Annotated in this window: 20 protein-coding genes and 1 pseudogene; 10 read left to right on the forward strand and 11 right to left on the reverse strand. The window is 52.7% G+C overall.

Annotation, left to right across the window (positions count from 1 at the left end; translation table 11 throughout):
• Positions 1-3 precede the first annotated feature (3 nt).
• From DMB82_RS13290 to DMB82_RS13310, 5 genes are all read left to right on the forward strand, one after another.
• Positions 4-1,251 (forward strand): MDR family MFS transporter, encoded by a 1,248-nt coding sequence (locus DMB82_RS13290; RefSeq protein ID WP_116156259.1) that lies wholly within the window; start codon positions 4-6, stop codon positions 1,249-1,251.
• Positions 1,252-1,261: 10 nt separating this feature from the next.
• Positions 1,262-2,773, forward strand: coding sequence for an ABC transporter substrate-binding protein (locus DMB82_RS13295; RefSeq protein WP_116156260.1), 1,512 nt, complete (start codon positions 1,262-1,264; stop codon positions 2,771-2,773).
• A 37-nt stretch (positions 2,774-2,810) separates the two neighbouring features.
• Positions 2,811-4,589, forward strand: coding sequence for an ABC transporter permease subunit (locus DMB82_RS13300; RefSeq protein WP_116164706.1), 1,779 nt, complete (start codon positions 2,811-2,813; stop codon positions 4,587-4,589).
• 145 nt (positions 4,590-4,734) lie between these two features.
• A complete protein-coding gene (locus DMB82_RS13305) occupies positions 4,735-6,195 on the forward strand; it encodes an AMP nucleosidase (protein ID WP_116164704.1) in 1,461 nt (486 codons plus the stop codon).
• A gap of 107 nt (positions 6,196-6,302) precedes the next feature.
• Entirely contained in the window at positions 6,303-6,542 is a 240-nt protein-coding gene (locus DMB82_RS13310) for a hypothetical protein (protein ID WP_102118633.1), read from the forward strand.
• Positions 6,543-6,834: 292 nt separating this feature from the next.
• Here DMB82_RS13310 and DMB82_RS13315 read toward each other — a convergent pair whose 3' ends face one another.
• The 4 genes from DMB82_RS13315 to DMB82_RS13330 form a co-directional block, all read right to left on the reverse strand.
• A complete protein-coding gene (locus DMB82_RS13315; protein ID WP_102118632.1) occupies positions 6,835-8,496 on the reverse strand; it encodes a methyl-accepting chemotaxis protein in 1,662 nt (553 codons plus the stop codon).
• A gap of 982 nt (positions 8,497-9,478) precedes the next feature.
• A complete protein-coding gene (gene ygjG / locus DMB82_RS13320; protein WP_208644348.1) occupies positions 9,479-10,885 on the reverse strand; it encodes a putrescine aminotransferase in 1,407 nt (468 codons plus the stop codon).
• 327 nt (positions 10,886-11,212) lie between these two features.
• A complete protein-coding gene (gene patD, locus DMB82_RS13325; RefSeq protein WP_039498720.1) occupies positions 11,213-12,637 on the reverse strand; it encodes an aminobutyraldehyde dehydrogenase in 1,425 nt (474 codons plus the stop codon).
• A 127-nt stretch (positions 12,638-12,764) separates the two neighbouring features.
• Positions 12,765-12,926, reverse strand: a complete 162-nt coding sequence (locus DMB82_RS13330; protein ID WP_167469184.1) for a hypothetical protein — start codon at positions 12,924-12,926, stop codon at positions 12,765-12,767.
• Positions 12,927-13,807: 881 nt separating this feature from the next.
• Here DMB82_RS13330 and DMB82_RS13335 point away from each other — a divergent pair.
• Complete coding sequence (locus DMB82_RS13335) at positions 13,808-15,148, forward strand: anaerobic C4-dicarboxylate transporter (RefSeq protein ID WP_102118629.1); 1,341 nt, start codon at positions 13,808-13,810, stop codon at positions 15,146-15,148.
• A gap of 125 nt (positions 15,149-15,273) precedes the next feature.
• Here the strand turns inward: DMB82_RS13335 and gltP are convergent, their stop codons facing one another.
• Positions 15,274-16,590 (reverse strand): glutamate/aspartate:proton symporter GltP, encoded by a 1,317-nt coding sequence (gene gltP, locus DMB82_RS13340; RefSeq protein ID WP_116156264.1) that lies wholly within the window; start codon positions 16,588-16,590, stop codon positions 15,274-15,276.
• 682 nt (positions 16,591-17,272) lie between these two features.
• Between gltP and DMB82_RS13345 the strand changes: the two genes are divergently transcribed.
• Positions 17,273-17,968, forward strand: coding sequence for a hypothetical protein (locus DMB82_RS13345; RefSeq protein WP_116164698.1), 696 nt, complete (start codon positions 17,273-17,275; stop codon positions 17,966-17,968).
• A 213-nt stretch (positions 17,969-18,181) separates the two neighbouring features.
• Here the strand turns inward: DMB82_RS13345 and DMB82_RS13350 are convergent, their stop codons facing one another.
• Complete coding sequence (locus DMB82_RS13350) at positions 18,182-18,661, reverse strand: Hcp family type VI secretion system effector (protein ID WP_039326242.1); 480 nt, start codon at positions 18,659-18,661, stop codon at positions 18,182-18,184.
• Positions 18,662-18,818: 157 nt separating this feature from the next.
• Between DMB82_RS13350 and DMB82_RS13355 the strand changes: the two are divergent.
• Positions 18,819-19,109 (forward strand): annotated as a pseudogene (locus tag DMB82_RS13355) (transposase); the annotation flags it as partial.
• A gap of 58 nt (positions 19,110-19,167) precedes the next feature.
• Here DMB82_RS13355 and cbl read toward each other — a convergent pair.
• Positions 19,168-20,121: an HTH-type transcriptional regulator Cbl gene (gene cbl, locus DMB82_RS13360; protein ID WP_116162375.1), complete on the reverse strand. Its 954-nt coding sequence runs from the start codon at positions 20,119-20,121 to the stop codon at positions 19,168-19,170.
• Positions 20,122-20,482: 361 nt separating this feature from the next.
• Here cbl and DMB82_RS13365 point away from each other — a divergent pair, with 361 nt between their 5' ends.
• Both DMB82_RS13365 and DMB82_RS13370 read left to right on the forward strand, forming a co-directional pair.
• Complete coding sequence (locus DMB82_RS13365; RefSeq protein WP_116162372.1) at positions 20,483-21,316, forward strand: AraC family transcriptional regulator; 834 nt, start codon at positions 20,483-20,485, stop codon at positions 21,314-21,316.
• 248 nt (positions 21,317-21,564) lie between these two features.
• The gene (locus DMB82_RS13370) at positions 21,565-22,542 is read left to right on the forward strand and encodes a DMT family transporter (RefSeq protein ID WP_116162370.1); all 978 of its coding nucleotides are present in this window, start codon (positions 21,565-21,567) and stop codon (positions 22,540-22,542) included.
• A gap of 31 nt (positions 22,543-22,573) precedes the next feature.
• Here DMB82_RS13370 and DMB82_RS13375 read toward each other — a convergent pair whose 3' ends face one another.
• The 4 genes from DMB82_RS13375 to DMB82_RS13390 are packed head-to-tail and all read right to left on the reverse strand — an operon-like array spanning position 22,574 to position 26,197.
• Positions 22,574-23,071 carry a TlpA family protein disulfide reductase gene (locus DMB82_RS13375; protein WP_116162368.1) on the reverse strand — a complete coding sequence of 166 codons (498 nt, stop codon included), beginning with the start codon at positions 23,069-23,071 and terminating at the stop codon, positions 22,574-22,576.
• On the reverse strand, positions 23,058-23,774 hold the full coding sequence (locus tag DMB82_RS13380; protein ID WP_102118620.1) for an ABC transporter ATP-binding protein: 717 nt from the start codon (positions 23,772-23,774) through the stop codon (positions 23,058-23,060). Before DMB82_RS13380 ends, DMB82_RS13375 begins: the two co-directional genes overlap by 14 nt.
• 4 nt (positions 23,775-23,778) lie before the next feature.
• On the reverse strand, positions 23,779-24,918 hold the full coding sequence (locus DMB82_RS13385; protein ID WP_161973282.1) for an ABC transporter permease: 1,140 nt from the start codon (positions 24,916-24,918) through the stop codon (positions 23,779-23,781).
• A complete protein-coding gene (locus tag DMB82_RS13390) occupies positions 24,908-26,197 on the reverse strand; it encodes an ABC transporter permease (RefSeq protein WP_109226005.1) in 1,290 nt (429 codons plus the stop codon). The genes DMB82_RS13385 and DMB82_RS13390 overlap by 11 nt, the downstream gene beginning before the upstream one ends.
• Position 26,198 lies beyond the last annotated feature (1 nt).

Here is a 26,198-nt window from a genome sequence, read left to right on the forward strand (position 1 = left end):
GACATGTCAGACCTTACCGCCAACCGCGCACCACGGCCTTATCCCCCGTTGCTTCTGGGTAGCCAGCTTGTTTTCAATATTGGCTTTTATGCCGTCGTGCCGTTTCTGGCGATTTTCCTGCGCGACGACATGCTGCTTTCCGGCTGGGCTATCGGGCTGGTGATTGGCTTACGCACCTTTTCTCAACAGGGCATGTTTTTAGTCGGCGGCGCGCTGGCTGACCGATTCGGCGCGCGCGTGATCATCCTGTGTGGCTGTGTCGTACGTATCAGCGGCTATCTCCTGCTGGCGTTAGGCGACTCGCTATGGCCGATCATCCTTGGTGCCTGCCTGACCGGTGTCGGCGGTGCCCTGTTCTCTCCCGCCATCGAAGCGCTGATGGCACAGGCCGGTACGCAAAGTGAAAAAGAGGGAAAACGCAGCCGCTCTGAATGGTTCGCTCTGTTTGCCATTTGCGGCGAGTTAGGCGCAGTGCTGGGGCCGTTGCTCGGCTCAGTGCTGGCCGGATACGGATTCCAGCGCGTGGCGCTCGCGGGCGCGGGCGTGTTTGTTATCGCGCTCATCATCCTGTTTTTCAGCCTGCCACCGACGCAGCGCAATCGGGGAGAATTACAGATTGCTCCGTGGTGGGAAACGTTCCGCCAGCGCCGCTTTGTCGCATTCATCATTGCCTACAGCGCTTACCTATTCAGCTACAACCAGCTCTATCTGGCACTGCCGGTTGAACTGCATCGCTCCGGCAGCAGCGAGAAAGATCTCGGTCCGCTATTTGTGCTGGCTTCCCTGCTGGTGATCGGATTACAGCTCCCGCTGGCGCGTTTTGCCCGTCGGGTTGGCGCGGCACGCATGCTGCCACTGGGCTTTGCGCTGCTAGCTGCATCGTTCTTTAGCGTCGCGCTGTTTGCCTCCAGCACGCCGCCTGAAGGCTGGCAGCGCCTGCTTCCGGCTATCTCGTTAATTACGCTGCTGACTCTGGGTCAAATGCTGATCGTTCCGGTCGGGATGGATCTTATCCCGCACTTTGCCAACAACCAGAATTTGGGTGCGCACTATGGCGCGCTGGCGTCGATGGGTGGCATCGCCGTTCTGGTCGGCAACTTTATCCTCGGCAGCCAGCTTGACCGCGCGCTGACGCCGTCACCGCAGGCCGCCATTCCGTGGGTGCTGCTCGCCGCCGTGCCGTTGTGCAGTTCGCTGGCCATGATGGTCATCTGCCGCCCGTTTAAATCCGCTTCAACCGTGAATGAATAAGGAAAGATTGATGAATATGCGTAATCGTCTGTGGCCCGTTTCTGGCTTGCTATCAGCAACGCTGCTGCTTTCAGGTTGCTTCAACGAGCCGGAGGAAAATCACACCTCGCATCATGGCGGTCGAATCAAACTGGCGATGCTTCAACCGCCGCGCTCTGGCCTGACGCCGCTGAGCGATGATGCCTTTAAGCTGTCGCGCTGGAGTACGGCAGAAACGCTGGTGGTGCTCGACAAACTCGGCGAAGCCCAGCCTGCGCTGGCGACAAAATGGCAGCAGATCGATGATAAATCCTGGCGTTTTGAACTGCGCCCCAACGTCCATTTTCACGATAACACCGTCTTAAATGCCGCCACGGTAGTGAATGCGCTCACCGTGGCCTCCACTGCCGCCCCCAAACCGCGCATTCTGGACGGCGTACAGTTAACGGTAAAAGCCGATGGCGATAACGCTGTCGTTGTCTCCACCGCTAAAGCGGATCCACTGCTGCCACAGCGTTTATCCAGCCCGCAGTTGGCGATTCTCTCCACCGCGGCATACGGTAAAAATAGCGTCGTCAATCCGATCAACACCGGAAGCGGCCCGTTCGTTCTGCGTACCGTCACCGGCACCAGCAGCGCGGTATTGGATCGATTTGATGGTTACTGGGGTGAGAAAGCACAGGCCAGCGGTATCGACGTCAGCTTTGTGTCCGACGGCGCAGCGCGCGCTGCCGCATTACGTACCGGCACAGCAGATATTGTCGAAGCCATTCCGGTTTCTCAGGCACCGCTGCTGGATCAATCGCTGGTGCATGAAGTCCCCATGCCGCGCACCAATACGCTGTATCTGAATACGCGTCATGGCGTGATGCAAGATCCCGCGATGCGTGCCGCCGTGCGCGATGCGATCAATCGCCAACAACTGGTAGACAACGTGTATGAGAAGCGTGCTGATATCGCGCAGGGTCTGTTAGGTCCCGCGCTGCCGTGGGCTGCGGAACTGCGTCAGCCGGTAACTAACCCAGTCAAAGCCGGTACGCCTGCGGGTGCAACCATCACGCTGGCAACGTTCAGCGATCGCGCCGAACTGCCTGAAGTCGCAGTCTATCTGGCACAGCAGCTCACCGCCGCTGGATTTACGGTGAAACAGGTGGTGCGCGAGTATGCGCAGATCGAGTCCGACGCGCTGGCAGGCAAGTTTGACGCCTTTATTTTATCCCGCGCCACCGTACTGGATTCCGGCGATCCGGTGGCTTATCTGTACAGCGACTTCACCTGCGAAGGGTCGTTCAATATCGCCCAGCTGTGCCGCCCGGAAATCGATCAGGCGCTACAAAAAGCGGCCGCGATTCCTGCGGGTGTTGCACGCCGTCAGGCCATCATGCAGGCAGAAAACCTGATCCTTGCCAGCGATGCCGCGATCCCAATGCTGCATGAGCGTGTGATTCAAGGTGAAAGCGCACAGGTAAAAGACGCACTGCGCGACCCACGTGAACGTACGCTGATTAACGCCGCTACGCATATTGTTACCGGCGCAAAGTAACGGATAGCGCCCCCGCAACCAGAAAGATGACGAGTTTATGAGCGAATCGCTGTATTGCCGCACCTGTGCGACCATCAACCAGACGCAACGCCCACGATACGGCGTGCTGATCCCGCTATTTTCGCGGCTGCTGACGCTGGCGGGGATTGTGGTGCTGATTGGCATGTTGCCGTGGTTATCCGGTCAGGATCCGGCACTGGCGCTGCTGCGCGCCCGTTCCGGCGAGCAGGAAGCGACGGCGGAAACGCTAAACGCGATTCGTCACTCACTCGGGCTGGATCAAGGCCCGCTGCAGTTGCTGTTGAACTGGCTGACGGGTCTGTTGCACGGCGATGCGGGTAACTCCTGGGTTTCTGGTCGCCCGGTCCTTCCGGGGATGTTGCAAGCGGCGAGCGTCTCGCTCACGCTGATGGCGTCTTCGGCGTTAGTGGCCTTCACACTGGCTGCCGTGCTGTGCACCCCTACCTTTCGGCAGGGGTTACGCGGTCAGATTCATCGTTCAGGTGGCCTGTTTGCCGCCTTATTTACCGCGCTGCCCGAATTCCTGCTGGCGTCATTTCTGCTGATTGTTGGTGCTGTCTGGCTACAGTGGTTTCCCCCTTATGGCTGGCTAGGCCTGCACTACGCAGTGCTGCCGTCGCTGGCGCTCGGTATTCCAGCAGGCGGCTACCTTGGCCGGATTATTGCCGACGCGCTATCCGCCACCTTCAGCGAAAACTGGCTCACCACCTGGAGTGTAGCTGGCGTGAACCGTCGTCATATTGCGCTGGCGGTGCTGAAACGCACGTTGCCCAGCGTGATGCCGCTGGTTGGGCTGGTGCTGGTCTCGTTAACTGGCGGTGCCATCGCCGTCGAAAAAGTGTTTGCGATTCCCGGTCTGGGACGCGCCACGCTGGGGGCGGCAGCGGCACAGGATCTGCCTGCTTTACAGGTCGGCGTGCTAATTCTCTTACTCATCGCCTCGCTGGCTGGCATCGCCGCCAGCGGCGTTCGGCTGCTGATTCTTGGACGCGCGCTGCGGAGCGGCGCTATGCCGGTGCCGGAAGAGCGCGGTAGCCCCACGTCTCGTCATGCTATCTGGCTGCCGATTATCTGCGTGCTGCTGCTGGCGCTGCTGTTGCTGGCTGGCCTGCCGCGCGATCCCTACACCTCCGCCTTTCTGCGCCTGCAACCGCCGTCGTTCCTGCTGCCTTTTGGCGCGGATGCGATGGGTCGCGATTTATTGGCACGCGTCGCACACGGTACGTTAAATACTTGTCTGCTGGCGCTGGCAGTGTCGCTGGCCTGTCTGGCGATTGGCCTGTTAGTTGGGCTGTTTCCGCGTCTGTTCAGCGGCCCCATCGAAGTGACTAACGCCCTGCCGCCAGTGATTGCCGGGCTGCTGGTTGCTGCGGTCAATGGTCCGACGGCAACGGGCGCGGCGATTGCCGTGATTGCCGTGAGCTGGGCACCGCTCGCAGCCCACACGGCGGCACTGGTCGCCGAAATCAATGCGCGCCCTTATATTCGGATGCTGCCGATCCTCGGCGTCGGCCCAATACGGCGCAGCCTGTTCTATATTCTGCCCGCGCTGATTGGTCCGCTTTTCCGTCACGCTATGTTGAAACTGCCTGGCATCGCGCTGGCGCTGGCATCGCTCGGCTTTTTAGGCCTGGGCGCGTCACCACCGACGCCAGAATGGGGACGCGTTCTAGCCGAAGGGATGCCGTATATCGAACGTGCCTTCTGGGGCGTGCTGGCACCGGCCGCCGCACTCGGCGTGCTGTCGATACTGGCCGTGAGCGCAGCGAACCTTTCCGGTCGCCACAAGCACTAATCTATTGCGCTATCGCAGAATACTGCTTAAGCGCCGCTTCTCTCCACGTTCACAGCCCTGCCAGATTTCACGATGGCGGGGCTGGGCATCTTCAGTTACGCTGTGAGCTAACTTCTGCCTAAGTACAGAATTTAAAGGAGAGAATATGCATAACAGCGGATCCCACGTCAGTCTTACCGTCACTCAGACTCTGGATAAACTGGAAGCGCTGTATGATGACGCCGTCTCAGCGCTGCGCGACGCCATCGGGGACTTCATCAATGATGGCACGCTGCCTGATGCTAACGCGCGCACGGCGGGGCTGTTTGCCTATCCAGCCTTACGCGTCAGTTGGAGTGGCAATTCGACCGGTCATCCCCGACATCGCGCCTATGGGCGTTTTACCCATCCCGGCAGCTACTCCACTACCGTTACCCGTCCGGCATTTTTACGTGCTTATCTGGCGGAACAGCTGGCGCTGCTGGAAGGCGACTATGACGTCACCATCGAGGTCAGCCCATCACAACAGGAAATCCCGTTCCCCTACGTGCTCGACGGTTCCGATCTGATCCTTGACCGTTCCATGAGTGCAGATATCGCCAAGCATTTTCCCACGACAGAGCTGTCGCAGATTGGGGACGAGACGGCAGATGGGCTGTTTCACGCGACCACTACATCGCCGCTGTCGCACTTCGACGCGCTGCGTACCGATTTCTCGCTGGCGCGGCTTCGTCACTACACCGGCACGCCGGTAGAACATATTCAGCCGTTCATTCTCTTCACCAACTACACCCGTTATGTCGATGAGTTTGTGCGCTGGGCCTGTGCGCAGATTGCCGATCCCGATAGCCCGTATGAGGCGCTGTCCTGCGCGGGCGGGATTTATATCACCGCCGACACGCCCAACCCCGAGCAGACGGTGTCCGATCTGGCCTGGAAGAACCACCAGATGCCGGCCTATCATCTGATTCCTCGTCAGGGTAAAGGGATTACGATGGTCAACATCGGCGTCGGGCCATCCAACGCGAAAACCATCTGCGATCACCTCGCGGTGATGCGCCCGCATGCCTGGCTGATGATCGGCCACTGCGGCGGCCTGCGCGAAAGCCAGTCCATCGGCGATTATGTGCTGGCGCACGCTTACCTGCGTGACGATCACGTACTCGACGCCGTGCTGCCGCCAGATATCCCGATTCCCAGCATCGCCGAGGTGCAGCGCGCGCTGTACGACGCGACCAAGATGGTCAGCGGGATGCTGGGGGAAGAAGTTAAGCAGCGCCTGCGTACTGGCACGGTTGTGACCACCGATGACCGCAACTGGGAGCTACGCTATGCAGCCTCTGCCCTGCGGTTTAACCTCAGTCGCGCCGTCGCGGTAGATATGGAAAGTGCGACGATTGCCGCACAGGGGTATCGCTTCCGTGTCCCTTACGGCACACTGCTGTGCGTCTCGGACAAGCCGTTGCACGGCGAAATCAAGCTGCCGGGACAGGCGAACCGTTTCTATGAAGGGGCGATTTCGGAGCATTTGCAGATTGGCATCTGTGCCATCGATCTGCTGCGGGCAGAAAGTGACAAACTGCACTCGCGTAAACTGCGCACCTTTAACGAGCCGCCGTTCCGTTAATCGAACGGCGTTGTTCAGACAGCCGACCCTATTCAGGCGGTCGGCTGCTCTGGCGCGACTAAATACGTTATGTTATAACAGACCAAATTCCATAGCGGATAAGCCCAATGAAAAAAGGTCTGTCAGTTCTGTTTCTTTCCCTGGTGGCAGCACAAGCTTCCGCTTTTCAGGCGAAAATAGCCCAGTCCGATGATGCTGGGTTACGTAATATCGATGAGGCCAAGCGCACCTTCTCTGGCTTTACGCCAATGGGACTCCAAACCATTCACCTCGGTCAGTGCGATGCGACCTCTGTTAATGGCTGTGGTTGCCCATTTTGCACTCAGCTGCGACTTATTGGGCGCTAGGCCTATACGCGCAGAGCAAAAGCGCCACATCCGTGGCGTTCGTGGTTGCTGACAAAGTCCGTCGAGCTGGGGTAACGGATAGATCGTAACGTCGCTGTAAACACTCCCCTGTGCACTCGGCTTGCACAGATATGAATCTCATCCCTGAGATTCACCCTTTCAGCGGCTGGTTAGCGGTTTCACGTATCGATATCCGCGTAATCAGGCACGTTCTCGATCTGGGTGGCAGCCCCAGTTGGTAGCGATTATGTTGGCGCGGCTCCTGACATGCTGTCTGCCACAATAATCTCTATCAGAAACTTGCCCAATCTGACGTACCCGAGGCTGATGCACTGGAAGACGCAGGGAGTCTGGCAAGCGAGAGTGTCTGTGTGACAGGCTTCGGCGTGGACCGTTGATCACGGACTATTTTGAACACCGAGACTTCTCTGACAAGCTGATCCGCTTGCTCCTTGAGACTCTGCGCCGCCGCCGCTGACTCTTCCACCAACGCGGCATTCTGCTGTGTTGTCTGATCCATTTGGCTAACCGCGATACCAACCTGTTCTACCCCCGTCGACTGCTCAGCACTTGCAGAGCTAATCTCTGATACGGTATCGCTTAACTGGCGGATGGACATCACGACCTGCTGCATCGTTTCTCCCGCTTTATTCACCAATACCGAACCGAGCTCGACACGTTCAACGCTCGCCGTAATGAGATTTTTGATTTCTTTAGCCGCTTCTGCGCTACGCTGCGCCAGATTTCGCACTTCTCCCGCGACAACAGCGAACCCTCGCCCCTGTTCGCCCGCTCGGGCCGCCTCGACAGCAGCGTTAAGCGCCAAAATATTCGTCTGGAATGCAATACTGTCGATGACGTTGATAATATCCGCAATGCTGCGCGAACTTTCATTAATGGACTTCATCGTATCCACCACGTCATTGACGACATTGCCCCCCTGAAGCGCCACGGTACTCGCATTTTGGGCCAGTACATTCGCCTGACGTGCATTATCAGCGTTATTTTTTACTGTCATACCCAATTGCGTCATGGTTGAAGACGTTTCTTCAAGCGCGCTCGCCTGTTCTTCAGTCCGTGATGACAAATCAGCATTACCCTGCGCAATCTGCATACTGGCCGTCGCGACACTCTCCGCACTACTCCTGACACCAACGACCATCCGCGTCAGCGCACTTTGCATCTCTTTCATGGCCTCCAATAGCAGGCCTGTTTCATCATGACTATTTACATCAATTGAACCGCTGAGATCGCCGGCGCTGATACGCTTCGCGGAAGAAAGCGCAATGGATAACGGTGCGGTTACGCTGCGGGTTAATAGCCAGGCGGCAAGGCAGCCTAAAACGGTAGAAAACGCTGATAGCGTCAGCAGCCATAGCAGTGCATTAGTGATATGTTCTTTTGTCGTCTGTTTGGCCGTATCAACCAATGATACCTGTAATGCCATCAGCTCATTTAGTTTGTTAAAATAAATGCCTTGAATTTTCGCTATGTCACCAAATACCACTTCTGTCGCCAACGCATCCTGATCTTCCATGGCGTAGTTGATAGCGTTATTAACCGACAGGCTATACTGTTTTCTTATATCAATGAGTTGATTAAATAATTCTCGTGCATTTTCCATGCGGATACTACTATCAAGCTTTTTATATATTTCGCTTGCCACGTCAGTGGTTTTTACTATATCAGCCTTAAGCTGTCGTTTTTCTTTATTTTTATCCTCAGGGAGAAGAATAATATCACGCAAAGTACGGACGTTTGTGTTAAGCACGTCTTGAATATTGCGCAGCATATCCACCTTGACCATTCTGTTTTCAGTAATTTCATCAAGTTGAGCACCAATATTCTTCATGAAAAAGTAACTAATTGATGATAAAAAAAGTGTCAATACAATTAACAAACCGAACCCAAGAAAAAGTCGGTTGCCAATTTTTATATTTTTCAGAAAGTTCATTTCAGCACCAGAATATTACGTTTGGAAAAATTTCACTCGATCACGATGCGTTGACATATTAAGCCACTGTCTATCTAACGAAGAAGGACAAACAGTAAAGCTAACCACTATCGCACGAGGCTCCCTGGCTTCTCTAAATCTCTTATTTCCTGATGCAGGTAACAGAAAACAGGCATAAGAAATCCATTTGGCCATATTTTTTTATAGTTCACATTGCATATGTATACTCGTCATACTTCAAGTTGCATGTGCGTTGGCTACGTTCAGTCACCCGAATCACTTACCTGAGTAAGCTCATCAGGATTCCTTCGCTTGCCGCGTTATTCGGCCTTATGGCCTCACCCCTTCGGGGTCAGCGCAAGCGCTGTTTAAAAACGTTTTACCGTTTTTGTCCTGAAACTCGAATTATTTAGAGTATATAACTATTTACCTGGTTAAATAATTTTAAAGACTCCGATTTTATTTCACTCCAAATCTCACCGTATGCATGAAAATAACTGAAAACAACCCATCTATAATAATGGTTAAGTTTTTAGCGTTCACGTTACCAGCCTAGATAAGCATGACGTTTAATGAATGTCATTCATTTATAAAAATGACATCGAGATTCAGCCTGCTAAGTTTCATAACTCTACACTATCGGAAATAAAATATCGATCGGAAATAACGATCATTAAACCGTTCAATCCCCTCTATTCGATCGTTTTTTTCTATCAAAAAATAATAATGGGAAAAATCTGAGTTCCATTAATTAAATCAGATTTATAAGTTAGAAGGCTAATAATTAAGATTGAGTAACAAAACCGTCTATATCATTACGCGTTGTGACACTCAATATAGTGTAACGTGACTGAACTAATTAGATTTAAAGCATAATGGCAGGTTCCCGCGTCTCGCAGGAGAATAAAAAAAGCCAGTCAGTAAGGGCTGACTGGCTTTCGGAGTGAACATAATCGGGTGCTGCGTGTTTCCGTCTCGTTTTTCACTCTACCGCATATTCCTTCATTTTATTTTCGTCAGGCATTGTGCCATTGAGTTTCTTGAGCACTTCCTTCGCTTCCTTCAATACTCGGGCACATTGCTCGCGCGTGATGGTAAGCGGTGGCTCAATCCTGACCGATTTAGCATTATTTAAGGTGCCCGCAACCAGAACATGACGTTGAAACAGCTCTTTCGCGAAGGCATACCCGATCTCATTTTTCCTGAACTCGATAGCCTGCAACAGCCCCATTCCTCGTGCTTCGATAATTAATTGAGGATATTCGGCTGCCAGTTGCTGTAAGCCCTGCAACAAAAATTCCCCCTGTATGGTGGCCTGTTCCGGCAGATTCTTCGTCAGCAACTCATTAACCGTCGCCAGCGCCGCCGCGCAGGCCAGCGGATTGCCGCCAAACGTGGTGGTATGCAGGAATGGATTTTCAAACAGCACGGAGAAAACGTCTTCCGTTGCCACCGTTGCGCCAATCGGCATCACGCCGCCGCCCAGCGCCTTCGCCAGACACAGAATGTCGGGCTGCACGCCATAATGCTCACAGGCGAACATCTTGCCCGTGCGCCCCATGCCGGTTTGTACCTCATCCAGAATCAGCAATGCCCCAACCTCATCGCATAATGCTCTGACGGCAGGCAAGTAATTTTCCGGTGGCACAATCACGCCGCCTTCTCCCTGAATGGGTTCAAGGATGATGGCAGCCACGTCATCACCGGTCTTCTGGCATTGCTCAACCTGCTTGCGCATGGCGTTGATGTCGCCAAAAGCAACATGATGGAAGCCGGGTAACAGCGGCATGAAGGGACGACGAAACGCAGGTTTAGCAGTGGCGGAAAGCGCACCCAGCGATTTCCCGTGGAATGCGCCTGTCGCGGCGATAAAGGTATATTTACCGCGCGGTGACTGGTAGGCCTTCGCCAGCTTTAACGCTGCCTCAACCGATTCCGTTCCACTATTGCAGAAGAAGCTGTATTTCAGATTGCCCGGCGTCAACGCCGCCAGCGTTTTCGCCAACAGCCCCCGCAGCGGATCAAGCAGTTCCTGACTGTGCAGCGGTTGTCTGGCGAGCTGGCGCTCAACGGCGGCAATCACGCTAGGGTTACGATGCCCGACGTTAAAAATGCCGTAACCGCCGAGGCAGTCCAGATATTCATTCCCTTGGGTATCAATCAGCGTATTCGGGCCGCTGGCGCGCCATTCGACTGCGCCGTAATCGCCGCCGGTGGTGACAGATTTTCGGTACTCCAGAAAACCCGGATTGACGTATTCACGAAAACAACTCAAAACCTCTCGATTCAGTGCCGCCATGTCATCGTGGGATAGCGTGTCACTATGAATCCAATGCAGTGCCTGCTGAGTACACTCTAGCGGGTTAAGGTGGGCGTTTGATCTGGACAAAATGCGCTCCTTGAAAACGGACATCACGCGATGCCACTTTAATTAATGCACATAACACGCCAGTCGCCCGCCCCAAATTAGAATAAAATATAAAAACGCGATATAATCCAAAAATTCAGTAAATTATTTGAAATAAATACGAATAGGAGGAATTAATAACCAATAAAAATGGCACATGCCAGTATGAAGAAAATAAAAGCAACACGTGATGCCCCGCTTTTGCGCAGCGCGCCCTTTTTTGGGGCACGCCGAGGCTGGACAAACGCGCTATATCAGTACCTGTTTCTCGTGCAGGACAAACAGAATCCCTAAGCAGGCAGAAGATCATCAGTGCCGGATCATGATATGACGCACGATGGTGTAATCCTCCAGACCGTACATCGACATATCCTTGCCGTAGCCGGACAGCTTCTGCCCGCCGTGCGGCATTTCACTCACCAGCATGAAGTGGGTGTTCACCCAGGTACAGCCGTATTGAAGGCATGCGGCCAGACGGTGTGCCCGCCCGATATCGCGCGTCCAGACCGACGAGGCCAGCCCGTAATGCGAGGCATTCGCCCAGCCAATCACCTGCGCTTCATCATCAAACGGCGTGATGGAGATAACGGGTCCAAACACCTCTTTCTGGACGATTTCGTCTTCCTGTTTTGCCCCCGCCAAAACCGTGGGTTGGAAGTAGAAACCCTGCCCTTTCACCCGCTCGCCGCCGGTCACCACCGTAATGTGCGGCAGCGCTTTGGCACGTTCGACAAAGCCAATCACGCGCTCCAGTTGCGGCTCAGTAATCAGTGGCCCTAGCTCGGTGGTTTCATCGTGCGGATCGCCGATTTTCAGCGTCGCCACCGCTTTTCCTAATGCTTCTACGACCTCATCGTAGATCGCACGCTGTACATACAGTCGACAGGCCGCGGTACAGTCCTGCCCCGCATTGTAAAAACCGAAACTGCGGATCCCATCAACCACCTGATCGATATCGGCATCGTCGAAAACAATCACCGGCGCTTTGCCGCCCAGCTCCATGTGTGTGCGTTTTACGCTCGCGGCAGTATGCGACAGAATATGCGCACCGGTTGCAATCGAGCCGGTCAGCGACACCATGTTCACTTTCTCATGCCCCGTCAGCGCATCGCCGATATCTGCCCCACGCCCGAATACAATATTCACCACGCCAGCGGGCAGTATCTCCGCCAGCAGATGCGCCAGATAGAATGTGGTCAGCGGGGTTTGCTCCGCCGGCTTCAGTACCACGCAGTTTCCTGCCGCCAGCGCCGGTGCCAGCTTCCACGACGCCATCATCAGCGGATAATTCCACGGGGCGATGGACGCCACCACACCAACCGGATCGCGCCGGATCATCGAGGTGTGCCCTTCGAGATACTCTCCCGCTGCCGAACCGCTCAGACAGCGTGCCGCACCGGCAAAAAAGCGAAATACATCGGCGACCGCAGGCACTTCATCATTCAGCGCCGCATGGTAGGGCTTACCGCAGTTCAGCGATTCAAGCTCGGCAAACGTTTCGGCGTGTTCCTCAATGGCGTCGGCAATCTGTAGCAGCAGCGTCGCGCGCGTTTTCGGCGTGGTTTGTCCCCAGTGTGCAAAGGCGGACTCCGCAGCCAGCACGGCTGCATCAACCTGGTGCAAATCGGCCTGCGCAATGGCGGCAATTTGCTCTCCTGTGGCAGGATTAAATACCGCTAACGCCTCGCCTTTCCCCGCGACCAGCTTGCCTTCTATGAGTAATTTATCGTGCATACATTTTCCTTACAGAGAGAAAACCATCTTGTTTTTCATCACTATCTGCAAAATGTCTGTGCAAAAAACCTGCCACGTTGCGCTTACCTGTCGCTCTGTTCTGCAACCTGCGGCATTACACATTACACTAAGGCGCGTTGCCCGACCCTTTCTGCGTCTGCGTGGCGGCCTGTCTGGCTTCCTCCGCCAGCGCTTCAATCTCTTCTTCCGTCAACTGCTCTGATGCCTCATGCACCTTTGCCAGCCCTTCGCTGACCGTCACCTCTTTGGGATCGTCCTTCGTCGCCATCGTCATTCCTCTCAATTAAATAATACGTCAACAACGATAAGTGTAGTCGACGGCGAGAATCCGCCAATCTGAAGAAGAGTTAACGCTGCTTTCCGGTTTGTCATATATGATAATAATTATCAATTACATTAGATTTATGAACGATTATCCTCCTGAAATCCAACAGCATGCATGACGCAGTGGAAAATCGCCGCCTTGCTGCTACTGGGGTAAGGAAAATAACTGACATCCATATATTCTAAAAAACTTATAAAAATTTCATATTAATAACCAATCACACTATAAAGAGTCTCCCTCTTCGCATCCAATGTAAAAATAGCAGAAAGACAGTCAGCTATATTCCCGACGTGAATAGCGATGTCGCGGCAGCCATTTTTATTTTTCGGCACTTATCAAGTGGTCTGACGTTGACTTCATTACCAAAAAGGGATTCATTTTATTATTTTTTAAACTAATCATTTAAAAACAATACAATATGCAAAAATACCTCGTTGGAGGTAGAAAAAGAGACGTTAGGATATGGTTTTTTGCGATTAACGTTAACGAGAACAAAAAGTAAAAGAACATAAAGCACAACAAAATAAGAACAAGAATTTAATCAGTTTTGAAAATCGCCTGTCATTCATTAACAACCACATCAAGAAGCACACCTTCAAATTATTAATAAATTAAATTTACACTTAAAAAACTAAATAAACCAAAAGGCGCAATTATTGCGAGCGAGATCTTTTATTTTCAGGAAATAGCGCAAAGATAAAAATTAATAGATTTAGATCAAGAAAACAAATAACAACCCGTCCATATAGTAGCCGTAGTAAAAACTCACTTATTTTAATTCTAACTAATCAATTCATCTTATAAAGCAATGCAATGGGGCTACTATGGACTTCATCATTCAATTAGTCATTGTCCTAATCTGCCTTTTTTACGGGGCAAGAAAAGGCGGGATCGCGCTGGGTTTATTAGGCGGGATTGGACTTGTTATTCTGGTCTTTATTTTTAAACTACAACCGGGTAAACCGCCCGTTGACGTCATGCTGGTCATCATTGCCGTGGTGGCTGCGTCGGCAACGCTTCAGGCATCGGGCGGGCTGGATGTGATGCTGCAAATCGCAGAGCGTATGCTGCGGCGTAACCCGAAATACGTTTCGATTATCGCGCCGTTCGTCACCTGTATTCTGACTATCCTGTGCGGTACCGGCCATGTGGTGTATACCATTCTGCCGATTATTTATGATGTCGCTATCAAGAATAATATCCGTCCTGAAAGACCGATGGCCGCCAGCTCGATCGGCGCTCAGATGGGGATTATCGCCAGTCCGGTCTCTGTTGCGGTGGTGTCGCTGGTTGCCATGTTGGCTAATTTCACCTTCCAGGGTAAACATCTGGGATTTCTCGATCTGCTGTCGATTACTATTCCCTCTACCCTGCTGGGTATTCTGGCAATTGGGATTTTCAGTTGGTTCCGCGGCAAGGATCTGGACAAAGATGAAGACTTTCAGGCATTCATCGCCGATCCAGAAAACAAACAGTATGTATATGGCGATACCGCCACGCTGCTCGACAGAAAACTGCCGCGCAGTAACTGGATCGCCATGTGGATCTTTCTGGCAACCATCGCGGCGGTAGCGATTCTGGGTGCCGTTGAAGAGCTGCGTCCAGTCTTTGCCGGTAAGCCGCTGTCGATGGTGCTGGTCATCCAGATGTTTATGCTGCTTTCCGGTGCCATCATCATTATCGCGACCAAAACCAATCCATCATCAATCTCGAAGAATGAAGTGTTCCGTTCGGGGATGATTGCCATCGTCGCGGTATACGGTATCGCCTGGATGGCGGAAACCATGTTCGGCGCGCATCTGGAAGAGATCAAAAGCACACTCGGCTCAATGGTGAAGGTCTACCCGTGGGCTTACGCCATTATCCTGCTGATTGTGTCCAAGTTCGTTAACTCGCAGGCAGCGGCGCTGGCGGCGATTGTGCCCGTTGCGCTAGCCATCGGGGTGGATCCAGCGTATATCGTGGCGTCTGCACCAGCCTGTTATGGTTACTACATTCTGCCGACCTACCCAAGCGATCTAGCGGCTATCCAGTTTGACCGTTCCGGTACCACTAAAATCGGTCGTTTCGTTATCAACCACAGCTTCATTCTGCCGGGCCTGATTGGCGTGAGCACATCCTGCGTCTTTGGGTGGGTGTTTGCCGCGATGTACGGCTTCCTGTAAGTCATTATCTGCATTCAACCGCTCAGCAGAACGTGGCGGTAGATGCCAAAGTAAGAAAAAGAAACGGGCGCATTGATGATTCAATGCGCCCGCTTTCATTATCGCTATTTACATTATGACGAGGATTATCCCCGCTGGGCTGGCTGCGTGCTTATCCCCTTGAGCTCACGTTCGTAGGCCTGCGCTTTTTTCTCATCGAACTGGTGCTCCCACTTGGCGATGACCAACACTGCCAGCGCATTTCCTACCACGTTCAGCGCGGTACGCGCCATGTCTAGGATACGATCAACGCCCGCAATAAACGCCAGACCTTCCAACGGAATACCGACGCTGCCCAGCGTCGCCAGCAGTACGACAAACGACACGCCCGGTACACCGGCAATGCCTTTGGACGTCAGCATTAGCGTCAACACCAGTACGATTTCCTGCCCAATCGACAGCTCGATGCCGTAGAGCTGTGCGATGAAGATCGCCGCAATACTTTGGTACAGCGTAGAGCCATCGAGGTTAAAGGAGTAACCGGTCGGCACCACGAAGCTGGTGATCGACTTCGGTGCACCATAGGCTTCCATTTTTTCAATGATGCGCGGCAACACGGTTTCGGAACTGGCAGTGGAGTACGCGAGGATCAACTCGTCCTTCAGGATACGGATCAAGAGGGTGATACGCAGCTTACACAGGCGTGCGACGATACCGAGCACCACCAGCCCGAAGAAGAAAATCGCGGCATAAACCAGCATAACCAGCTTGGCTAACGGCCACAGCGACGCAAAACCGAAGTTGGCAACCGTGACGGAAATCAGCGCAAACACCCCAATTGGCGCATAGCGCATGATCATGTGCGTCACCTTGAACATGGTTTCCGACACGCCGCGGAAGACGTTCAGCAGCGGTTCGCGGTGATCTTTCGGCAACGAAGATAGCCCCAGACCAAATAGCACCGAGAAGAAAATAATCGGCAGCATTTCACCGTGAGCCATCGCCGCGAAGATATTCGGCGGAATCAGCGACAGCACCGTCCCCACCAGACTGTGCGAACCGCTCTGCACCTGCTCGGTGGTCTTTTGATACTGCGAGATATCCACGGCGGTCAGCGTCGACATGTCAATGCCGTGGCCTGGCTGGAAGATGTTCGCCAGCGTGATGCCAAGGATAATCGCCACTGTCGTGATGATTTCAAAATAGAGGATGGTTTTGAAGCCGATGCGTCCGAGCTTTTTGGCATCCCCTACGCCCGCAATCCCGACAATCAGCGTGGCGATCACAATCGGGACAACAATCATTTTGATCAGGCGGATAAAGATGTCGCCCGCAGGGCTAAGAATATTGCTGATGAGCCACTGGCGGCTTTCTTGCTGTTCATGCAGCACGGCACCGAGTGCAATACCCAGAACCAATGCGATAAGGATTTGCCAGGCAAGGCTGATTTTTTGTGTTTTCATCGTCATTTTCCGTTTTAAACTCCCCGCCATCATAAACATGGCGCTAGCGCGACTCCGGCGCAATGCGAACCGAAAAAATCAACGTGGAGGTGACTGACTAGTGAGAAGGATGTCTGATGGATTAACCCGCCATACCTCAAGCCGCTTATACGTTGTTCAAAACGCACACGTTTTGTCCTGCAACTCGCATTATTTAGGGTAAACTTGCTATTGTGACACCAAAATTGTTAGCATAATTATTCAATAAAAACGCACAAGTATTTGTATCACCTAACAAAAATACAGACATAAGTTATTGTTATAATAGGGATGTTACTATTCCGGCACGTTCAGATCAAGCAGATTATCGGCACGATAAACCCTATTTATGCTGAATCAAGTACAGAAAACGGCGGGTAACGCGATACAAAAAATCGCGACGAAATCGAAAGGTAAAGACCTGCCCAGAGGGAAAGAATCAGCCCGTAGTTTTACAGCTACGGGATTTTTCATCATATCCTCCAACCGCTAAATTTTACTTATATAAGGATATATTGTCGCATTTTCTCAAAAAACAATATCTTCACACCATAATTAGTAGAATGAAAATCACTAGTCAAGCAAAAATATTGAAATATCGCCAATTATTCGGGTAAACTACCTGTATACAGGGAGAGAAATAGCCTAATAAAAGGGATGTAATATGCAATTATCAGAATATTTAAAATACAAAATGGAATCTGAAAGAGTTCTTGCCACTCATCTGGACAGTATGGCAGATAAAATTAAAGATGATACAATAAAAATTGGTGATGATTTACACAGTGGTATAGAAAGAGCAACATGGTATTCATCCTGTTTTATAGAAAAATATAATTCTGACTGTCAGCAACTAAAATCTGAAAATGAAAGAATGTATTTGGCTATTAAACAGATATACAAGAGAAAAGATGTAATAATAGATATGCTAATAGAGTATCTTAAAATACTTTTAAAAGATACTGAAGAAAGAGAGCAAGAATTAATAGCTAAAGCCATATTAGGCGTATCAGTTGCATCAGAGTTCGCAACAAGCCGAGCAGTAAAAATGTCAGTCGCTTATCTGCTTGCAAAGCATATTGCAACTTCGTTGAATTTTTCACTATCCATTCGCAGAACGATTAATAAATACTCGCTGATAGGGCTGAGTGCTCTCACATTTCATGGGAAAGTTCAGAAGGCGGCAATGTCTGCACGACACCTGCATGACGTATGTCCGGAGCTATACTGGTCTCTCTATGCTATGCAGGTTGAGATGTTATACTTCGTATTTGAAGAGCGCCTGTCTCCCTACGTGCCCAAAAATCCCTATGACAAGATCGATATCACAGAAGCAATAAACGGAATTCTAAAAAAATGAGCTTACAAAAAATAATTTCTTATGCCGTTAAAGAGTTTATTAACACCTATACCACAATGGCATTAATGATTGTTTTGGGGGTTTTATTCTACGAATTCATCCCCGACCATTGGGGTAAGTTGACTATTCTTTCGATTGTTATTATTGTTTATGTAGACATAAAATTCTTTTCAAAAAAATCAGGCCGAAAATAATTCGGCCTTTAATATAATTTTAGTAGGCTACATTCTGCCAAAGCATGTAAGCGCTTGTTCTTGCAATAACATGCTCCCATTCAATAGAAGCAAACTTGAATGATACGCTTTCCTGTGGCTGAACTTCATTATGTGTCAGTGAATTAGGGTAGAAAAAGCGAATGTTGCTGATAAGTGCATCCCGAAGCTTCATCTTAAAATAAAGTTCATTTCCACCAGACTGCGCCGTTCGGTAGAACGAAAAAATGCACTCCAGCTTTTCCTTATCATTAATTGCCTGAGCGAACAATGGCGTGGCTTTATCAATTGGCTTTCGGATTTCTACAGGAAGCATGGAAATATTCTCTTCCCGACTAATGTTGTTCACCAACTCATAAACAAAAATTTCATTCTCATGTGCCGATTGATACTTATTGCCAATAGAGTCCAGAGATGAACATCCTGCTGATATCAGTCCCTGTTTTTCCCCGGTAACGCTAAGATAAATAAGATTGGACATTATGTCTCCATACAAAGAAATTCCATTCTACGGTTCAGAGCCGTAGTTCCTATTGCATGGATATAATACTCTCTCAGGTAAGGTTTTAAAACACACCCCCTAGCAGGATAGTTGTCACGACTTAACATTTAACCAGTTGGGGCGTTAAGGCTTGATTGTGCCGTGCTATAGTGAAAAACGTAAACAAGCGATCTTGAGTAAATTGCTGCCTCCTTTAAACATGACTATTGCTGAAGTGGCAAGAAGTGAAAGGATTGGCCTGCAAACGTTCTATAATTGGCGCGATAAAGCCAAACAAGAAGGTCGTCCTGTGCCCGGAAATAAATCCACCCCAGAGCATTGGTCGGCAGAAGCAAAGCTTGCCACCGTGATTGAAACGACGAGTTTAAATGAAGCTGAACTCAGCGAATATTGTCGTGAAAAAGACTTGTATGTCGAACAAGTAAAGACCCGCCCAGTCAGAAAAAATGCTGGCTGGGCATCGGGTTAGGAAACGGTTATGTCATTCAGATTTGGTAATCAATCACCGCTTCATCGTTAGCCGAGAACACCTTATCTTTAATGTCATCCAGCGACATTTCTGTATTACACAGCTGAATAAATTTCCAGGCATAGTTACGTTGTAACTGACCCTTTTTTAACCCCAGCCAGACCGTGTTCGCTTCAAACAAATGCTCGGCATTCAACCGTACCAGACCTTTGTCTCGCATCGGATCGAATGACATATCGGCCACAATCCCCACCCCGAGCCCCAGTTCGACATAGGTTTTAATCACATCCGAATCCTGCGCGCTCAGCGTAATATCCGGTGACATGCCCACAGCCTGAAACGCGCGATCCAGGCGCGAGCGACCGGTAATTCCCTGACGATAGGTAATCAGCGGCTCCGCATTCAGCATCTCCAGCGTAATAACCGGTTCCTGCGTCAGCGGATGGTGCTCCGGCACAATCACCGAATGGTGCCAGCGATAGTAGGAAAACGCCGCCAGCGAGGGAGCGTTAATCAACTGCTCACTGGCAATGCCGATATCGGCCTCACCGGAATGGAGCATCGCCACGATTTCATCCGGCGTGCCCTGATTCAGCACCAGACGCACCTGCGGATACAGCGAGCGGAAGGCTTTAATCACCGGCGGCAGGCTGTAACGCGCCTGCGTATGCGTGGTCGCGATCACCAACTGACCGGTGTCGTTATTGGTGAAGACATTCGCCAGCCGCCGGATATTGCTGGCGTCATTCAGAATGCGCTCTGCCACCACCAGCAGCTCTTTTCCCGGTTCGGTCATGCCTAACAGGCGTTTGCCGCGACGGATGAAGATTTCAATCCCCAACTCTTCTTCTAGCTCGCGGATGTGGCGACTTACGCCGGATTGGGAGGTAAACAGCGTATTCGCCACCTCGGTCAGGTTGTAATTGCACCGTGCTGATTCACGAATAATCTTCAGTTGCTGAAAGTTCACCTTTCACTCCCTTGTTCTTTATTACAGATAGCAATATTGATGCAAGTAATGAGAGCCAGAACAAATAAGCAAATGGAGTTGATTATATTTTTTTATACTAACGGTATGTCTGTCGCGCAACCTTATCTAACAAGGAATAGATATAAATAGTAAAATCAAATAGTTAGATGAAGTCACTTTTGTTACGCACGCACCGTTAATCAACCATTTCGCTATGATTTATGCCTTTCCGGTCTATTTATCTCCGCGCTTTTATTCCCTTTTTCCCGTATTTCTGCTCAGTCTAAATAGGACGCACGACTTCAAGCTGACGTGCTATCACTGCTATGATGACGGTCAGAATCAGAGACAAGGTGGCAGCATGCAGGGTGTACCGGAACAGTTTACCGATGAGAGAGACTATGCCCAGTTCCGGCACTTACCGGCGCTGCCCGGCATTGAGCTTTATCACGCGCACATCTGCCGTTATGCCTTTGAGCCGCACACGCATGAAGCGTTTGGCATCGGCACCATCGATGACGGTGCGGAGCGATTCCGCTATCGTGGTGCCAAGCATATTGCGCCTGTCGATTCGTTAGTGTTGATGAACCCTGATGAGCTACATACGGGGGAATCCGCGACGGAAGACGGCTGGCGCTATCGCATGATCTACATTCCACCCGATGTGTTGGAGAACGTCTCCGGCGAGAAAGGCTGGTGGTTTACCGACGTCGTGCGCCACGATCCGGCAACCGCACGCCAGTTGGCGATGACGCTGGCCGCGCTGTGGCAGACGACCGACCCATTGGCAAGTGAGAGCCTGCTGCTGTCGCTGATTGCGCTTTTCCGGCCTCACGCGCACATTGCCCAACGCCAGAGGATTGAACCGCTGCACCGCTTTGATGTGGTGAAGGATTACTTACGGGAAAACTTCGCCCACACGATTACCTTGAAAGAGCTGGCGGCGCTGGTTTCCCTCAGCCCGTATCATTTCCTGCGCCAGTTCAAAGCGCAGTTTCATGTCACGCCGCACCAGATGCTGATGGCAATCCGACTGTATGAGGCTAAACAGATGCTGACACGCGGTATGGCGGCCGCCCATGTCGCCGTCGCCGTCGGGTTAACCGATCAGGCGCATCTGACTCGCACCTTTGCCCAGCGCTATGGCGTCACGCCCATTCGCTACCAAAAGCAGGTGTATCCAGTTCGCCGCTAACGCTTTCAGCACGCATGCTTTCACCGCTTCCCCACAGATGATATACCCTAAATAATTCGAGTTGCGTGAAGGCGGCAACCGAGCGAATCCCCAGGAGCTTACACAAGTAAGTGACTGGGGTGAGTAAGGGCAGCCAACGCACAAGCAGCTTGAAGTATGACGGGAATAAACAGCAATATCCTACAATAATTCATCGCCGACCCTCCCTAGACTGGCGCGATGCACTATTGTGAAAAAACGGGTTTATTATGCTGATTGGTGTTTTATTTGCGCTTGCCGCTGGGCTGATGTGGGGGCTGATTTTCGTTGGGCCAGTGCTCGTACCGGACTACTCTGCGGCCTTGCAGTCCACCGGACGCTATCTGGCTTTTGGATTGATTGCCTTACCGCTGGCGTGGCTCGATCGCCGTCGTCTGCGCCAGTTAACCCGCCGCGACTGGCTGGAAGCCACGAAGCTCACGATTATCGGCAACCTGCTGTATTACTTCCTGCTCGCCAGCGCCATCCAGCGTACCGGTGCGCCGATCTCGACGATGATTATCGGCACCCTGCCCGTGGTGATTTCTGTCACCGCGAATGTGTTGTATAGCAAGCACGATGGCCGCGTAGCCTGGCGTCGGCTGCTGCCTTCGCTGCTGCTGATTGCGGCGGGGTTGGTTTGCGTCAATATGGCGGAACTGAAAGGAACCACCGTCGAATTCGATTTATGGCGTTATGCCAGTGGGATTGTGATGGCGTTTCTCGCCGTGGTTTGCTGGACCTGGTATCCACTGCGCAACGCCCGCTGGCTGCGCGACCACAAAGGCAATACGCCGACCACCTGGGCCACGGCGCAAGGGCTGGTCACGCTACCGCTGGCGTTGGTGGGGTATATCGTGGTGTGCGGCCATCTGGCGCTAACGGATAGCACCTTTACGCAGCCGTTCGGCCCACGGCCTGAGGTTTTCATCCCGCTGATGCTGGCGATTGGGCTGTTTTGTTCGTGGATCGGTACGCTGTTCTGGAACGAAGCCAGCCAGCGTCTGCCGACGGTGCTGGTGGGGCCACTAATTGTGTTTGAAACGCTGGCGGGGCTGGCCTATGCCTTCATCATCCGGCAATCCTGGCCGCCGCTGTTGACGCTCTGCGGCATCATCTGCCTGATTGTCGGGGTGATCTACGCCATGCGGGTGAAACCGGAACCTGTGATTGTGGAAGTTCAGGTGCCGATTTCACGGACTGAGTGAAAGCGAGTGAGGAAATAAGACAAGCCGGTCTTTATGTCCGGCTTGCCAGCTTCTGAAACAGTGCGGTCAGTTGCGCTTCATCCCTTGCACCCTGATGCTGATCGGTCACCTTGCCGTTCGCATCAATAATAAATGAAGTTGGCGTGCCGCTGACCTGATAGCGCTCTTTGGTAATGCCTAACTGATCGCGCACCACCGGATAGGTCACCTTATGGTGCGCCAGCATTGAGGTGACATCGACGCCGTCAGGATCGGTGTTAACCGCCACCACCACCACTTTATCGCCATATTCCTGACTCAGTTTCTCCAGCGCGCCCATTTCGATCATGCAGCCACCACAGCCCGACGACCAGAAATTCAGGTACACGCTTTTCCCCTGCCAGCGTGATAGATCCACCTGCTGCCCTGACAGATCGTAGGCCGCCAGCGCCGGTGCCTGCGCCCCGACGCCAACCTGTTCTTCCTTACAGCCGCTCAGTGCCGCTGCGCCCAGCAGACACAGCGCGGTAATCGCGTTACGCCATTTCATGATGATTCACCTCTTCACCAAAATACTTGCCGTGTTGCAGGCGGATAATGCGGTCAGCAAACCGACCTAATTCAGGATTGTGCGTCACCATCACAATGGTACGCCCCTGCCGATGCAGATCTTTCAGCAGATCCAGCACCCGCTGTTCATTCTCTTCATCCAGATTCCCCGTCGGTTCATCGGCGAAAATCACCGGAGGCTCATTCACCAACGCACGGGCAATACACACGCGCTGCTGCTCACCGCCGGAAAGCTGGCTCGGTAAGTGATCGACGCGATGCGCCAGCCCAACCTGTTCCAGCACGCGTTGCGCCGCCGCTTCATCCACCACGCTATGGTAGTGCTGCGCCAGCATTACGTTTTCCAGCGCGGTCAAAAACGGAATCAGGTGGAACTGCTGGAATACCAGCCCGATCTTATCGGCACGGAACTGGCGTCGCCCTTCTTCATCCAGCCCAGCGGCATCGACGCCGTCCAGCAATACCTGCCCTTCACTCACCGTATCCAGACAGGTGAGAATATTCATCAGCGTGGTTTTACCCGAACCGGACGCGCCCATGATGGCGACAAACTCGCCGCGCGCGATACGGATATTGATGTTCTCCAGCGCGGTAACCTGACCAAAGCGTTTATAGAGCTGGCGAGTTTCAATCACCGCTTCCGCGGCCTGCGCCCTTTCCTGCACGTTCACCTCTACAGACATCGAGCTACTCTCCTTTCAAGACTTTGGCTGGTTCGACGTAGATCGCCCGCCGAGTGGGAACCACCGCCGCCACGGCAGCAACCAATAACGATAGCACCAGCGTGAGCGGGAACACCGGTAACCGCAGCGAGATCGTCGCGTTGAATACCGCCATCCCCAGCACCTGAGCCAGCAGATACCCCAGCAGCGAACCGCACACCACGGCTGCCAGTGCGATGATGCCGGTTTCGGCCAGCATCTGCCGGATGATGTCTCGTCCGCTCGCGCCCAGCGCCTTCTGTAGCGCAAATTCGCGGGCACGTTCACCGACAATCGCCATCAGCGTGGTGTTTACACACAGGGAAGACAGCACGAGGATCACCGCCGATACCAGCCCCATCAGCCCTTTGATTTTATTCAGCACCTGGCCTTCCGACGCCGACACCTTCAGGATCGGGCGGATCTCCAACTGCGGATACTGCTGCTGAAGTTGGGCAGCGAAGCGATCGACCTGCCCCAGATCGTTGCTGACGCTCAGCAGCGCATTACTGATCGCGCCCTCTTTATCCAACCACTTTTGCGCCAGATCCAGATTTACAATCAGCATGTTGTCTGTCGCATCGCCGGATTCTACGATGCCTTTGATCTGCAACCGCTGCTTCCCGCCATCACCCACCAGCGTGATGCTGTCGCCGACTTTGACGTTCAACCGCTCCGCCAGCTTCACCCCGATCATGGCATTACGGTCATCAAAGCTGACGCCAATCCAGTTACCCGTGACCTGCCAGTACGGTGCCAGCTGCCGCAGCGATTCGAACCACACGCCCATCAGCACCACTTTTTCCAGCTCCGTACGCGCCATACCGTACAGATAAGGACTGGACGCATTGATCAACCCAGCAGGTGCGTTGTCGATAATCGGCTGAAACGTGCTTTGTGGAATCGTATTGCCCCGCGCTGGCCCGATGTAAAAATTCGCACCGAAGGTGCGCAGTTCCTGACTCATCTTGGCGTTGATATCGAAATAGACGGCGGACATCGCCGTCACAATCGCCGCTCCCACCGTCAGCGCGGCGAACACTACGCTGACGCGCTGCATACGCAGTCGCAGTGCGCGAAACACCAGCCGCCAGAACATGCTGTTCATCCAGCTATTAGCGCCCATACAGCACCTCCACCGGATACAGTTTGGCGATCCGGCGCGCCGGGAACCACGTTCCGATGATGGCAATCAGCATCGAGATCACCAACACACAGGGGATAACGATCCACGCAAAACTCAGCGGTACGCCGAACAGCATCAGGCCAATGGCTTTCGCCAACCCCCAGCCTGCAACACAGCCCGCGATACCACCAGCCAGACCGCTCAGCGCGGCTTCGAGATAAAACAGCAGCATGATCTGCCACTGGCGCGCGCCTAGCGCTTTCATCAGCCCGATCTCTTTTGCTCGTTCCATAATGGTGCTCGTCATCAGCGAGGCAATCCCCATCGCTGCCGCCACCAGCGCGGCGAAGGTCACCACTGCCAGAAGCAGTTGGATCTTGTCGATCACCACGCCTTCCGACGCGGCGACCTGCCAGATAGGACGTACCACCGAGCCAGAAATCGCTTCTTCCAACTGGTGCGCAATCGAAGAGACATACGCGGTGCAGTACCAGAGGTCATACTCTTCGGCATTCAGCGCTTCCAGATTTTCCCGCGCCCGCCGCGACAGTTCATTTTCCGGCACGGTCAGCGCTGACACGCGGATGGCCTGAATTTTACCAGCCAGCCCCAACAGCGATTGCACTGTTGCCAGCGGCATCACCAGACGGCTTTCTTCATCACCGCCGCTGCTCAGAATGCCGCTAACCTCTACCGTTGCGTCCCCTTTTGCACCGTGCAAGGCGAGTTTATCCCCGACTTTCCAGCCCGTTTGCGCCGCCAGCTGTTTTCCTACCAGCGTCTGCGCCACATTTTCCGTCGTCACCGGTTCCTGCGGCCACTGCCCCGCCACCTGCCAGTAGGGGCTAACGGTCATTTGTCCCGAGCGATAGTCTTCTTCATCCGGCACCGCAACAGGCTGAGAAAAGAAGGTGCCCAGCACGGCAATCGGCTGTCCCTTGATCTCGACATCGCCGCTCAGCAGCGGCGCAAAGCCGACAATGTTATTGCGCCAGAAGATATCTTTGATGTTCGGCAGCTCGGCCTCATCGAGGAAATCCTGCCCTTCCAGCGGATTACTGCGTTCGCCAAACAGCGCGGGTAGCGCCGCTTGCCCTGCTGGCTCAATCAAAATATTCGCGCCGTAGGACTTCAGCTCACGCGCCATTTTGTCGCCGATATCGATGGACACCGCCAGCAGCGCAGAGATCAACCCCGCCGCCAAAAACACGGTCAGCACCGCCAGCGATTTACGCCGAATATTTCTGCGCCAGGACTGACGTAACAGTCGCCACAGCATG

It is taken from the genome of Pectobacterium aquaticum, assembly GCF_003382565.3.
GTDB lineage: Bacteria > Pseudomonadota > Gammaproteobacteria > Enterobacterales > Enterobacteriaceae > Pectobacterium > Pectobacterium aquaticum.